Annotated in this window: 12 protein-coding genes; 1 reads left to right on the top strand and 11 read right to left on the bottom strand. The window is 71.5% G+C overall.

Annotation, left to right across the window (positions count from 1 at the left end):
* Positions 1–1,073 (top strand): amidohydrolase family protein (locus VFC33_19730; GenBank protein ID HZR15475.1); only part of this gene is annotated, 1,073 nt, incomplete at its 5' end.
* A 67-nt stretch (positions 1,074–1,140) separates the two neighbouring features.
* Here the strand turns inward: VFC33_19730 and VFC33_19725 are convergent.
* The 11 genes from VFC33_19725 to VFC33_19675 form a co-directional block, all read right to left on the bottom strand.
* A complete protein-coding gene (locus VFC33_19725; GenBank protein ID HZR15474.1) occupies positions 1,141–1,755 on the bottom strand; it encodes a helix-turn-helix domain-containing protein in 615 nt (204 codons plus the stop codon).
* The gene (locus VFC33_19720) at positions 1,752–2,936 is read right to left on the bottom strand and encodes a cytochrome P450 (GenBank protein ID HZR15473.1); all 1,185 of its coding nucleotides are present in this window, start codon (positions 2,934–2,936) and stop codon (positions 1,752–1,754) included. The genes VFC33_19725 and VFC33_19720 overlap by 4 nt, the downstream gene beginning before the upstream one ends.
* The gene (locus tag VFC33_19715) at positions 2,929–5,256 is read right to left on the bottom strand and encodes a xanthine dehydrogenase family protein molybdopterin-binding subunit (GenBank protein HZR15472.1); all 2,328 of its coding nucleotides are present in this window, start codon (positions 5,254–5,256) and stop codon (positions 2,929–2,931) included. The genes VFC33_19720 and VFC33_19715 overlap by 8 nt, the downstream gene beginning before the upstream one ends.
* A gap of 7 nt (positions 5,257–5,263) precedes the next feature.
* Complete coding sequence (locus VFC33_19710) at positions 5,264–6,004, bottom strand: glucose 1-dehydrogenase (protein ID HZR15471.1); 741 nt, start codon at positions 6,002–6,004, stop codon at positions 5,264–5,266.
* A 62-nt stretch (positions 6,005–6,066) separates the two neighbouring features.
* Positions 6,067–7,191, bottom strand: a complete 1,125-nt coding sequence (locus VFC33_19705) for an alpha/beta fold hydrolase (protein ID HZR15470.1) — start codon at positions 7,189–7,191, stop codon at positions 6,067–6,069.
* Positions 7,184–7,936 (bottom strand): SDR family oxidoreductase, encoded by a 753-nt coding sequence (locus VFC33_19700; protein HZR15469.1) that lies wholly within the window; start codon positions 7,934–7,936, stop codon positions 7,184–7,186. Before VFC33_19700 ends, VFC33_19705 begins: the two co-directional genes overlap by 8 nt.
* A gap of 33 nt (positions 7,937–7,969) precedes the next feature.
* Positions 7,970–9,619 (bottom strand): OB-fold domain-containing protein, encoded by a 1,650-nt coding sequence (locus tag VFC33_19695; GenBank protein ID HZR15468.1) that lies wholly within the window; start codon positions 9,617–9,619, stop codon positions 7,970–7,972.
* Positions 9,619–10,449 (bottom strand): SDR family oxidoreductase, encoded by an 831-nt coding sequence (locus tag VFC33_19690; protein ID HZR15467.1) that lies wholly within the window; start codon positions 10,447–10,449, stop codon positions 9,619–9,621. The genes VFC33_19695 and VFC33_19690 overlap by 1 nt, the downstream gene beginning before the upstream one ends.
* A 106-nt stretch (positions 10,450–10,555) precedes the next feature.
* A complete protein-coding gene (locus VFC33_19685) occupies positions 10,556–11,803 on the bottom strand; it encodes an HNH endonuclease signature motif containing protein (GenBank protein HZR15466.1) in 1,248 nt (415 codons plus the stop codon).
* Positions 11,804–11,879: 76 nt separating this feature from the next.
* Positions 11,880–12,365 carry a DUF1003 domain-containing protein gene (locus VFC33_19680; GenBank protein ID HZR15465.1) on the bottom strand — a complete coding sequence of 162 codons (486 nt, stop codon included), beginning with the start codon at positions 12,363–12,365 and terminating at the stop codon, positions 11,880–11,882.
* 78 nt (positions 12,366–12,443) lie between these two features.
* Entirely contained in the window at positions 12,444–13,508 is a 1,065-nt protein-coding gene (locus tag VFC33_19675; protein HZR15464.1) for a zinc-binding dehydrogenase, read from the bottom strand.
* Between the last annotated feature and the right edge of the window lie 2 nt (positions 13,509–13,510).

The raw sequence follows: 13,510 nt of genomic DNA, 5'->3' as shown, positions 1-13,510 counted from the left end.
CGAGCTTCTCGTACGCGCACCGCGGCGTGGACGGGAAGCCCGTCCCGAGCCGCTTCGCCGAGCGCGACGAGGTCGACGCGCTGTTCCACGCGGCGGGCTCCACGGGCAAGGGCGTCGTGCTGATCACGCCGGGCAGTCAGTGCACGTACGCCGACGTGTACGAGTGGCAGCCGCGCGTCGGCCGGCCCTTCACCTACCCGTTGTTCGCGAGCCCCGGCGGCCGGCACCTCGAACCCGTCGGCCTGCACGAGCAGGGTCTCGCCCGCGGCGCACGGGTGTGGCCGCAGGTCACGCCGCGCCCGCTCACGATGCAGTTCACGCTGGCCGACCCGTACAGCCTCAACACCGGCACGGTGTTCGGCGAGCTGCTGAAGGTGAGCCGTGCGGTGCGGCTCGCCGCGTACCGCGACCCCGAGTGGCGCGCGCTCGCCGCCGCCGACCTCGAGACGTCACCGATGAAGCCACGTTGGGACACGTTCGAGGTCTCCGAGTCGAGGACCTTCCCGGAGCTGCAGGGCCGGCGCGTCACCGACCTCGCGCGCGAGCGCGGGTGCAGCCCGCTGGACGTGATGTGCGAGCTCGCGGTCGCGGAGGACCTGTCGACGCGCTTCCGCGCGTACATTGCGAACGACGACGTCGACGCGGTCGCGAAGCTGCTCACGCACGAGAGCGTCGTGCTCGGCCTGTCCGACGCGGGCGCGCACGTTGACCAGCTGTGCGACGCCCCGTTGCCGACCGACCTGCTGGGCACGTGGGTGCGCGAGCGCGCCGTGATGCCGCTCGAGCGCGCCGTGCGGAAGCTGAGTGGCGAGCCGGCCGACCTGTTCGGTCTTGCCCGGCGCGGGTACCTGCGCGAGGGGTACGCGGCGGACGTCTGCGTGTTCGACCCGCGGACGGTCGCGCCGGGACCGACACGGCGCGTGCGCGACTTCCCGGCCGACGCCGAGCGCCTCACGGCCGAGGAGCCCGTCGGTGTGCGGCACGTGCTCGTCAACGGGACACCGATCCGGATCGACGACGAGCAGCTCCCCACCGACGGCCTCCGCCCGGGGCAGCGACCGGCGATCACCTGATCCGTCGGTCGTTCTTTGAAGCGTCAGCCACACCTTTGTGTGGTTGAGCCTTCCGAGAACGTGGGGATCAGCGGCGCCTCGGGCGGTGGTCGGCGCGGATCGCGTCCTCGACCAGGCCGATGGCCCACGTCACCGCGGCGACCGCGTCCTTCGGGTCGAGGTCCCAGTCCGCGACGAGGCGCTCGTAGGAGGACACGTTCCACAGCACGTCGAGCACGGCCGCGGCGATCGTGCGGTCCCGCGCGGGCCACTTCGGATTGCCGTCGCGGACCGCGGTGACGAGCGCGTCGCGCAGACGGTCGTGCGCGGCCACGAGCGTCGGGTCGCGGACCGTCGTGCGCGGCTCGAGCGGGAACGACGACACGTACTCGAGCAGCTGCTCGGTGAACCGCTGGAGGTCGTCGAGCGCGAGCCCTTCGGGCGCGACGCCCGCTTCGGACTCCAGCCGGGCGAGCACCGCGTCGCGCAGCTCGCGTTCGCCGGCGAAGTGCCGGTACACGGTCCGCTCGTTCACGCCCGCCCGCTCCGCGACGGCACGAACGGTCAGCGCGTCCCAGTTCCAGATCGCGCGGTCGTGCAGGATCGCGGCGCCGGCGTCGACGATTCGCTCGCGGGTCTCCGCGACCTGGCGGCGGCGGACGGGACTGTCGTAGCGGCGGCGGGCCGGCTCGGCCGTGGTCACGCGACGGTCGCGGGCAGCGTCTCGAACCCGCGCACCGTCGACGTCGGCGACAGGCGGGCCCGGTCGAGGTCGACGTCCCACTCCGGGAAGCGGTTCAGCAGCTCGTCGAGCGCGATGCGACCTTCGAGACGGGCGAGCGCGGCGCCGAGGCAGTAGTGGATGCCGTACCCGAACGCGAGGTGCTGGCCGACCTTGCGGTGGATGTCGAAGCGGTCGGCTCCGTCCCAGCGGCGGTCGTCGCGGTTGGCCGCGCTCACGACGAAGAGCATGGCGCTCCCCTCGGGAACCGTCTGCCCGTGCACCTCGACGTCCTCGGGGACGTACCGGCCGATCTGCGGTCCCGGTGACTCGTAGCGCAACAGCTCCTCGATCGTGTTCGGGACGAGAGACCGGTCGGCGACGAGCTCGCGTCGCTGGTCGGGGTGCTCGGCGAGCACCTTGCCGGCCCAGCCGATCAGGCGCGTCGTCGTCTCGTTGCCCGCGCCCGCGACGACCGTCGTGTACAGCAGCGCCTCTTCCCGCGTGAGCGTGCGCGTCACGCCGTGCTCGTCGGTGAACTCGGTGTGGAGCAGCTCGGTCATGAGGTCGTCCGACGGGTGCTCCATGCGCCAGTCGATGTACTCCTCGAACATCTCGCTGCCGAACGTCGGGTTCTCCGACACCTTCATCGCCTCGCCGGCGCGCACGCGGAGGTTCGAGTCGGCCATGTCGCGCACCGCCGCCTGGTCGGCCTCCGGGATCCCGAACAGCATGCCGATGACCCGCATCGGCATCTGTGCGCCCAGGTCCGCGATGAAGTCGAACTCCTTCTCGTCCGCGATGGGGTCGAGGCTGTGCGCGCAGAACTCGCGGATCTTCGGCTCGAGCGCCGACACGCGCCGCGGGGTGAACACGCGCGACAACAGGCTGCGGTGCACGTCGTGCGCGGGTGGGTCCTCGAAGATCAGGTTGCCGGGCGGCAGCTCGATGTTCGCCTTGATGAGCTCGAGCACGCCGCCACGACCCGAGATGAAGCGCTTCGCGTCGACGAGGCCGCGCTCGCAGTCCTCGTAGCGACTCACCGCGTAGAAGTCGTACTCCTCGTTGTAGTAGAGCGGCGCTTCTTGACGCAGCCGCTCGTAGAGCGGGTACGGGTCCGGCATGTTGATGGCGGTGTACGGGTCGTACGAGATGTCACTCATTCCCGTCCTGTCCTTCCATGAGCGCGACGATCGCCGACGGCGTGAGCGGCAACCGGGTCGCCGTCACGCCGAACGGCACGAGTGCGTCGTTCACGGCGTTGACGACGGCCGGGGGCGCGCCGATCGCCCCGCCCTCGCCCACGCCCTTGTGGCCGCCCGGCCCGGGGCTCGGTGTCTCGACGTGGCCGTACTCGATCGCGGGGACCTCGGTCGCGGTGGGCAGCAGGTAGTCCATGAACGTCGTCGTGACCGGGTTGCCCTCGTCGTCGTACGCGAGGTGCTCGTACAGCGCGCCGCCGATGCCCTGCACCGCGCCGCCCGCGATCTGACCTTCGACGACGCTCGGGTTGATCATCGGGCCGCAGTCCTCGCTCACGACGTAGCGCAGCAACGTGACGACACCCGTCGCGGGGTCGAGCTCGCACGTGCAGACGTGCGTGGCGTTCACCCAGATCGACGGGGCCGCGGCCGTGTAGCGCGCGGTCGCCTCCAGCCCCGCGGGCAGACCGGCGGGCAGCGCGGCCGGCTGGAAGTACGCGAGCGCGGCGAGCTCCGCGAGCGACACGCCGACGCTCGGCGTGCCGCGCACGTGCGCGTGGCTCCCGCTGAGCTCGATGTCCTCCGCGGCCGCCTCGAGACGGTGCGCGGCGATCGCGACGATGCGGTCGCGCAGGACGGCCGCGGTCTCGCGCACCGCGCCGGCGGTCATCGACCCGCTGCGGCTCCCCGCCGCACCCGCGCCGAACCCGGTGACCGCGGTGTCGCCCTGGATCGTGTTGACGTCCGCGATGTCGACACCGAGCGCGTCGGCCGCGAGCTGCACGACCGTGGTCTCGAGGCTGTTCCCGGTCGAACCGCCCGCGATGTACACGTTCACCGTTCCCGACGGCTCGATCCGGATGGTCGCGGCTTCCGTCGCGTACGAGCCGAACCCCGGTGTCGACGGCTCCACGTAGTTCGCGATGCCGATGCCGAGGTACCGGCCGTCCGCACGCGCCGCCGCCTGTTCGGCGCGGAACCCGTCGTAGTCGACGATCGCGAGCGCCTGCTCGAACGTCTCGAGGGGCGAGATGGCGTCGTACGTCATCCCGTTCGGGTTCGCGTACGGGAGCTCGTCGCGCCGGAGGAGGTTCCGGCGGCGCAGCTCGGCGGGGTCGATCCCCATTCGGCGCGCCGCGATGTCGAGCACGACCTCGCGGGCGAGGGTCTCGAACTGCCACGGCCCGCGGTACGCGGTTCGGCCAACGGTGTTCGTGTAGAGCGTCGTGGTCGCGAAGCCGGCGCGCGGCACACGGTACGGGCCCGGGAACAGCACGCCGACCGCGGCCGCGGTGCCGACCGGCCACGGGGTCGGGTAGGCGCCGCAGTCCTGCACGAAGTCGAGGTACGCGGCCTGGATCGCGCCCTCAGCGTCGAAGGCGATCGCGACGTCGGCGTGCTCGTGACGCGACTGGCCCGCCGCGAGCAGGTTCTCGGCGCGGTCCTCGACCCACTTCAGCGGCGCGCCGACCTTCGGTGCCGCGAGCATCAAGCACATCTCGTCGCGCTGCACGAGGATCTTCTGGCCGAAGCCGCCGCCGGTGTCGCGCATCACGACGCGGATGCGGTGCTCCGGCATCCCGAGCAGGCGGGAGCAGAACAGCCGGACCTCGTGGGGCGACTGCGTCGCGGCGTAGATCGTCAGCTCGCCCGTCGCGCGCGAGAAGTCGACGACGATCCCGCGCCCCTCCATCGGGACCGGCGCGTACGCCTGCTGGCGGATCGTCTCGGTGACGACGTGCGCGGCCTCGGCGTAGACGTCCTCGAGCGCGGACGCGGGGAGGCCGCCCAGCTGCCCGACGACGTTCGAGCCGTGCTGCTCGTGGACGAGCGAGTCGGCGGCCGCGGCCTGCGTGTAGTCGACGACCGCGGGCAGCGGGTCGTAGTCGACGTCGACCAGCTCGACCGCGTCCTCCGCGACGTAGCGGCTCTCGGCGACGACGAGCGCGACCGGATCGCCGACGAAGCGGACCTCGCCCTCCGCGAGCGGCGGGCGGGGTGTCTCCGGGCTCGCACGGCCGATCGACGTGTGCCACTGCTCCTTCGCGCCGGCGTTGAGGTCGGCGGCCGTGAAGACGAAGTGCACGCCCGGGAGCGCGAGTGCGGCGGACGTGTCGATCCCCCGGATCGCGGCGCGTGGGAACGGGCTCCGCACGAACGACGCGTGCAGCATCCCGGGCAGCACGACGTCGTCGACGAACGTCCCGCGCCCGGTGAGCAGCCGGGCGTCCTCGACACGATTGATGCGCGCGCCGACGTAGCGCGTCGCGCCCGTGGTCACGTCCGGTTCACGCAACCGCCGCGACGCGGCCGCCGTCGACGGGGACGATCGCGCCGGTCACGAACGACGCGCGGTCGGACGCCAGGAACGCGGCGACCTCGGCGACCTCGTGTGGCTGGCCGAGCCGCCCGAGCGGCGTGCCCTCGGCCGCACCGGGGAAGTGGTCGAGCGACGCGCCCATGATCTCGGTCTTGATGTAACCGGGACAGACGCAGTTCACACGGATGTTCTTGCGTGCGTACTCGAGCGCGCCCGTCTTCGTGAGCGAGATGACGCCGGCCTTCGCCGCGCCGTACACGCTCGTCGCGATCGAGGAGTTCAGCCCGCCGATCGACGACCAGTTCACGATCGCGCCACCGTTGCGGCACTCGAGCATCGTGCGGATGCCGTGCTTCATGCCGAGGAACACGCCGCGCAGGTCGACGTCCATCATGCGGTCGTACTGATCCATCGTGACGTCGGCGAGCATGATCCCGTCCGCGATGCCCGCGACGTTCAGGACCGCGTCGAGCCGGCCGAACTCGTCGACGGCGGCGCGCATCACCGCTTCGACGTCTGCTTCGCGCGTGACGTCGCAGTGCACCGGGAGGACCGCGTCACCGACCTCGGCGGCAGTGTCCTTCTCCGCGCCGCTCACGTCCGCGGCGACGACGCGCGCGCCCTCGCGGACGAACACCTTCACGGACGCCTTCGCCATCCCCGATCCCGCGCCGGTGACGACCGCGACCTTCCCGTCGAGCAAGCCCATGCGGACCTCCGGAAATTGGTGTCACCGACTATGACACGAATGTCGGGTCGGGGCAATCCTGCTCACGCGACGGTGCGGAAGAAGGTGCGCAGGTCGCCGGCGAACAGCTCGGGTTGCTCCATCGCGGCGAAGTGCCCGCCCCGTGGCATCTCGGCCCAGTGCGTCACGTTGTAGCGGTGTTCGACCCAGGGGCGCGGGTAGCGGAGGATCTCCTTCGGGTAGCGCGCCACGCCCGTCGGGACCGCGACGTACTCGGGCTGCCCGTCGCGGGTGTGCTGGTGCTCCCAGTAGAGGCGGGCCGAGGACGTGATCGTCTGCGTGACCCAGTACGCCATCACGTTCGTGAGCATCTGGTCGCGCGTGAAGACGTTCTCGGGATCGCCGTCGCAGTCGCTCCACGTCCGGAGCTTCTCGACGATCCAGGCGAGCAGCCCGGCCGGGGAGTCGTTGAGCGCGACGCCGAGCGTCTGGGGCTTGGTCGCCTGCTCGTTCGCGTAGCCGGACTCCGCACGCGCGAACCGTTGCATGGCGGCGAGGTCGGCCTTGTCGGCGTCGCCGAGCTCGACCGGCTCGGCCGGGGGATTTGCGATCGGCATGTTGAGGTGGATCGCCGCGCAGTGTCCGGTGTCCAGCGCGCCGATGCGTGTCGCGACCTGCGCGCCCCAGTCCCCGCCCTGCGCGCCGTACCGCTCGTACCCGAGTCGGTCCATCAACGCTGCGAACGCGCGCGCGATGCGCGAGACGTCCCACCCGCGCGTGTGCGTCGGTCCCGAGAAGGCATAGCCGGGCAACGACGGCGCGACGACGTCGAACGCGATCCCGTCGCCGGGCGCCGTGAGCAGCGGGATCACGTCGAGGAACTCCACGACCGAACCCGGCCAGCCGTGCGTCAGCAACAGTGGGAACGCATCGGCGGCGGTGGACCTCGCGTGCACGAAGTGGATCGGTTGGCCGTCGATCTCGGTGCGGAAGTGGTCGAGCTCGTTCAGCCGCGCTTCGTGGGTGCGCCAGTCGTACCTGTTCCGCCAGTAGCCGACGAGGTCGCGGACATAGTCGACGGGGATGCCGTACTCCCAGCCCGTCTCCGCGATCTGGTCGGGGAAGCGCGTCAGCGCGAGACGGGCGCGGAGGTCGTCGAGGACGCGGTCGTCGACGTGGATCGTGAACCGTTCGAGCGTGTCACCCATCGGTCGGCGGCCGGGGTGCCACGGTCACCGATGGGAGCGACGCGGTCGCCCCGCAACGCAGCACGGCGTCGACCACGCCGACCACCTCGTTCACGTCGATCAACGACCCGCTGAGGTAGCCCTTCGACACCCACTGCTGGCCGATCTCGGCGGCGAGGTCGGGGTCCCAGGCGTTCGCGAAGTGCGTCATCGCGTCACCCTCCCCGCCGGCACAGTCGCCGACGACGAGGCGCGTGAAGCCGATGCCCGGGTGCTCGATGCGCCATGCCTCGACGAGCTTGTCGAGCGCGGCCTTGCTCACCGCGTACGCGGCGAGCCCGGGCCACGGTGGTGTGAGCGACGCGCTCACCGACGAGAGGTAGACCGCGGTGCCGGACGACTCCGTGAGCGCGGGGAGCGCGGCGGCCGTCGCGATGGCCGCGCCGGTGACGTTCGTCGCGAACGTGCGCTGCCACGTCGCGGCGTCGGTCTCCGCGAGGCGGGCGAGCGGCCCGATCGCCGGCGTGTAGACGAACGCGTCGATGCCGCCGAGCTCGGCGGCCGCCTTGGCGATCGCGGCTCGGCAGGCCGGCTCGTCGGTGACGTCGCACGCGATCGCGATGGCGCCGTTGCCCGCCTCCTCGGCCGCGCGCTCGAGCTTGTCGACCGAGCGGGCGAGGAGGGCGACGCGCGCGCCGCGTTGACCCAGTCCGATTGCGATGCAACGACCGAGCCCGGTCGACGCGCCGACGACGACGGTTCGCACGGTGCTACCTCCACTGGAAAGGTGACGCGGATGTTAGGCACCACCACGCCGGAGCAGCAGCACGCCCGACGGCGTGCCGCCGCCCGACGTCACCACCGCGGTCCGCGCGTCCGCGACCTGGCGCTCGCCGGCGTCGTGGCGGAGCTGCACGACCGCCTCGTAGACGAAGCCGTAGCCGTGCGTCCGTCCTTCGGAGAGCTGGCCGCCGTGCGGGTTGACGGGCAGGTCGCCGTCGATCGCGATGCGCGAGCCGTCGCCGATCCAGTCCTTCGCCTCGCCGATGCCGCAGAACCCGAGCGCCTCGAGCCACGTGATCGCGTTGAACGTGAACCCGTCGTAGACCAGCGCGAGGTCGACGTCGGTCGGCCGGAGGTCCGTGCGCGTCCAGAGGTGCGCGGACTGACCGAGCACCTGCGGCTCGTGCGTCACGGTGTCCTGGTCCCACGAGACGCGCTCGGTGATCTGCGTGCCGACCGCCTCGACCGCGACCGCGGGCTTCGGCAGGTCGCGCGCGACGGACGCGTCGGACACGACGACCGCGACGGACGCGTCGCAGGGCACATCGCAGTCGTAGAGGCCGAACGGCGTCGTGATCGGACGCGCGGACATGTAGTCGTCCATCGTCATGGGGTCGCGGTAGATCGCGACCGGGTTGCGCGCCGCGTTCGCGCGGCCGTTGAGCGCGATGCGGCCGAGCATCTCCCGGGTGGCGCCGTACCGGTGGAAGTACTGGTTCGCGTTCATGCCGATCCAGTTGGCGGCCGACATCGCTCCGAACGGCGCGCGCCACTCCATCAGCGGACCGGAGACCCGTCCCGTGCCGGCTCCGCTCGCGAGCGCGAGACCGAGCGTCGCGTACGTCGACTCCCAGACCGTCCGGAAGCACAGCACGTGACGGCACAGCCCGCTCGCGACGGCGAGCATCGCGGCGATCACCGATCCGCCCGGTCCGGGCAGCTCACCGCCGCCGTTGTGCCACGTCGGGTGGATGCGCAGCGCCTCCTCGACCGCGGTGACACCGCCTTCGCTCATCCCCATGCCGCTGAGCCCGCCCGGGTACGTGGAGAGGCCGTCGATGTCGTCGAGCGTGAGACCCGCGTCGGCGACGGCGGCGAGGCAGGCGTCGACCGTCAGCGAGAGCGGGTCGCGCATCAGGCGGCGACCGATCGCGGAACGCCCGACGCCCGACAGGACGGCGCGGTGCTCGAACCGGTGATCGCTCACGGGCGGCCGCGGCGTCGGACGGCGCGGCTCGCCCACGCGGTCGCGCGGGTCGATCGTGCCGGTCGGCTCGAACAGCGGGAGCCAGGCGTCGTCGTGCTGCTCGAACCGGACCCGGACCTCCTGCCCGACGTGCACGTCGTCGGGATCGCAGCCGACGACGTTCGTCGTCAGGTGGACGTGCGCGTCCTCCTCGAGCGCGACGTTGGCGATCGCGTACGGGGGCTCGAACGCCGGGTGCCACATGTGGTGGTTGACGGTCACGCCCACGACCGTGCCGCGCCCCGAGACGACCGTCGGCTCCCACGCGGTGCTGCGGCACGCCGGGCAGATCGGCACGGGTGGGTGCACGAGCGTCCCGCACTCCGTGCAGCCCTGGATGCGCAGCTTGCCGTCGCGGCCCGACGTCCAGAACCACTCGTTCGACGGGGTGAGGAGCGGGAGCGGCCGCGCGACCTCCACTACGAGAGCGCGCCCGAGAGGAACCCGACGACGGGCGTCGCGGCCGGGAACGACTCGGTGATGCCCGAGCTCACGTAGCCGGCGTCCGTGATCATCGTGATGCCCGTGATGCCGACGGCCGCGTCGCTGCACAGGAAGACGAGCGGGTACGCCTGCTCGAGCGGCGTCGATGCGTCGATGCCGACCTCGCCCCGGTAGTCGGCACCGAACCCGAGCCATAGGTCCGCGTTCGCCTGCGCGAGGGGCGTGTCGGTCGGGCCGGGGAGGATCGAGTTGATGCGGATCCCCTGCTTCAGCAGACGGAACGCCTCGCGCGCGACATACGTGTTGATCGCCTGCTTGCTCCACATGTAGTCGGCCTTGCCGTGCTCCTGGGCCCAGCGTGACGCCTCGTCGAAGTCCGTGATGTCGAGGTACTCCTTGAGCAGCGGCAGGTTCGACTGCCAGCCGAGCCCGGCCGCCGACGAGATGAACCCGACCGCCGAGCCGCGCGGCATCATCCGCTTCTCGAGCAGGCGGTCGAGCATGTAGCGGTGGCCGAGGAAGTTGATCTTCTCGATCCCGGGCGTGCCGTCGGCGACGCCGGCGCACGAGAAGAGCGCGTGGACCTCGCCACCGCACTCGTCGACGGCGTTGTCGATCGACGCCTTGTCGGCGAGATCGACGTGGATCGCGGTCACTCCCTTCGCGTCGATGTTCGCCCGGTCCATCGCGACGACCTCCGCGCCGGCGTCCTTCACCAGCGCGACGACCGCGGCACCCATGCCGGTCGCGCCGCCGACGACGAGCGCCCGCTTGCCGTCGTACCTGAACGCGTCGAACAGACCCATGTGACCTCGCTCCCGAGACGTGTCGGCCCGCGGCGCGCGGGCGGCCGTGATCGCTGACGTGAGTGTTAGTCGATCCTCGCCGTGCCGTGCATGACGGGCACGTCAGTCAGCTCGTGTCGTCCTTGGGCCGGTTCTTCGGGTGGTTCTCGGGGTGGTCGGGATGGTCGGGCGGCACCATCGCTCGGTTGCCGGTGCCGCCGACGAGCCCCCAGCCGTCTCGGTGCTTGAGGTCGTGGTGGAACGCGCACAGGCAGTCGAGCTCACCGAGCCTCGTGTGCTTGGTCCTCGCCCACGGGTCGCGGTGGTGGAGCTCGATCCGCGTGCGCGTGCATCCCTCCACGCTGCAACACGGTGACTGCCACAACAAGGCGATCTTCTGCGCGACCTTCGGCCCGCGACCCAGGTGGGTGACGTTGGCGACGTCTTCACCCTTGGTGATGACCAGCTTGAGGATGGTGTCGCCGAGCAGCGTGCGTGCGGTCTTCACGGGGACGGGCCCGACGCCGGCGATCTCGCACAGCTCGTCGCCTGCGACGTGGCCGCGCAGCAGCGCTTCGTGGTCGAGGCGCAGGATCGACAGGTACGACGGGCGGCGATGCTTCTTCTTCGACGTCTTGTCGGCCGCCTCGGGTCGCTCGTCGTGTTCCCGGAAGACGCGGACGAACGCGTCGAAGGCGTACGCGTCGCGTTCCTCGCGCCGCCCCTCCCGGCGCGCGTTCGTGAACTCCTCGTTGACGACCCGTTCCAGCACGCGGGCGACGCGGCTTCCGTCGCGCACGGTCCCGACCGCGTTGAAGTGCCAGCGGTCCTCGTCGTCGGTCCACATGCGGGCCCGGCGCTCCGCGTGGATGCGGCGCTCGGTCGCTCCCGGGTCGGGATCGGCCGCCGCGCGTTCGCGCGCTGCCTGCTGTCGGAGCTCGGCGACCGTCGAGGTCAGCGCCTTGTCGAGCAACCGCCTCTCGGCGGCGGCGTCGCCGTTCGCACCCGCGGCGATGATCGCGGCCTGGGTCGGCGAGATCTCGCCCTTGCGCATCGCCGTCTCGGTCGCGGGATGCGAATCGAGCTTCTTGGACAGGTTCAGCTGCTGACGCGCCGCGCCGCGGGTCGTGCCCGCCTTCTTGGCGAGTCCCTCCGCCGCGTCGCGGTGGCCTCGCTGACGCCATGCGGCAGCGTCCTCGACGCGGCGCGCGAGCAACGTCTTCGCGTTCGCGGCGTGGCGTTCGATCCGGTCGAACGCGTCCCACATCGGCTCGGCGTCGGTCAGCGCGACCGCGTCGGGTTCGAGCGCGCGCAACAGCGCGCCGACCCGGTCCCGCACCTCTCGCACCTCGCGCACCTCCGCCACGTCGAGCATGCGTTCATTGTGCAACGAGGGTGTGACAGTTATCGCTGTCTCGGCGGGTCTCCGCGCAGCATTCGTGCCGCGCGCGTCACTTTGCGACGTGGTCGGCGATCTGGCGCAGGAGCGCGGTGTTCTGCTCGAGGAGCTGGCGGTTCGCGACCGCGAACTCCTCCAGCCGTTCGTGGATGGCCTCGATGCGTTCCGATGCCTTCATGTCCGTCGCGTAGTCGTGCTCGGCGAGCTGACTGGCGATCTGGTCGGAGCGCTTCGCCGCGATGAGCAGGATCGCACCTTGGAGGCCCGCGACCATCGAGAGGAACAGGTTGAGGAGGATGTACGGGTAGGGGTCGAACCCGTGCTTGCCGTGCTGCCCGAACAGATAGAAGACGCTGTTCGCGATCGCCCACGCGGCCATCACGGCGATGAACGCGAACACGAAGTTCCACGAGCCCATGCCGTTGCGCATCGCGTCCGCAGCACGTTCGCCGAGCGTGAGCTGGTTGCCGCTCGGCACGGACGGATGTCGATCCCAGCGCGCGACGAACCCGCGGCGCTCGATGCGTCGTCGTCGCATCGGCGGGGCGCTCTCCGGCGTCGGGACATCGGTTTCGGCCGTGCTCGTCATGCCAGAACGTTCGCGCGTCGCGCGTCGTCAGGACCGGATGTCCACGACGATCCGTCCCGCGCTGCGGCGGGCCGCGATGTCGGCCAGCGCGGTAGGGACGTCGGCGAAGCCGACGACGCGGGTCGGCGTCGGCCGGTACGTTCCCGCGGTCAGCATCACGTCGAGCGCGGTCTGCGTCTCCGCGTGCATGCGCCGCATCTCGTCGGGCGGGTACCCGCCGAGCGTGACGCCCACGAGCGTGTGGTTGCGCAGGTAGAAGTGCGGGTCGATCGGGGCCAGCCCGCCGGCGTGACCGCACAGCACGTGCCGGCCGCCGACGCGCAATGCACGCCTGAGCTCGGCGGCGGCCGCGCCCTGCACGGGGTCCACGATGACGTCGACGCCGCGGCCGTCGGTCTCGCGCAACAACGCGTCTGGGACGTCGACCCGTGTGTGGTCGATCACCACGTCCGCTCCGAGCTCGCGGCAGTGCTCCGCCTTGTCGACCTCGCCCGAGGTGCCGACGATCGCGAGCACGGTCGCGCCTCGTGCTCTCGCGAGCTGGATGCATGCCGAGCCGAGCGCGCCCGCCGCACCCGTGACCGCGACGATTTCGCCGTCCGTGACGGACCCGCGCCGCACCACCGCGTGGTACCCGGTGTGCGCGGGGATGAGGAAGGCGGCGGCGTCGGCGTCGGGCATCGCGTCCGACACCGCGACGATCATGCCGACGCCCACGGCGACATCGGCCAGGCTCCCGAACGGCTGGATCATGCACGCCGCGACGCGCCGGCCCACGAGGTGACGGTGACGCGGCGCGGCGTCCGTCACGACGCCGACGCCCTCCTGGCCGCTCGTGTACGGGCGGGATACCGGGACCGGGTACGTCCCACGCGCCATCGTCACGTCGGGCAGCGACAACGCGGCCATCGCGACGTCGATGACCACCCAGTCCTCGTGCGGCTCGGACGCGGCGCCGGGAGCGCCCTCGGGCACCCATCCCGCCAAGCTCATGCGCAGACCGCGCAGCGCGCCCGCTTCGGGTGGCGCGACGTCCTCCATCGTGATCACGCGGTCCGGCTCACCGACGTCGTGCACCCGCCACGCGCGCATCC

The sequence above is a fragment of the Acidimicrobiia bacterium genome, from assembly GCA_035651955.1.
In the GTDB taxonomy this organism is placed as follows: domain Bacteria; phylum Actinomycetota; class Acidimicrobiia; order IMCC26256; family JAMXLJ01; genus JAMXLJ01.
This window is presented reverse-complemented; position numbering and strand designations above follow the sequence as displayed.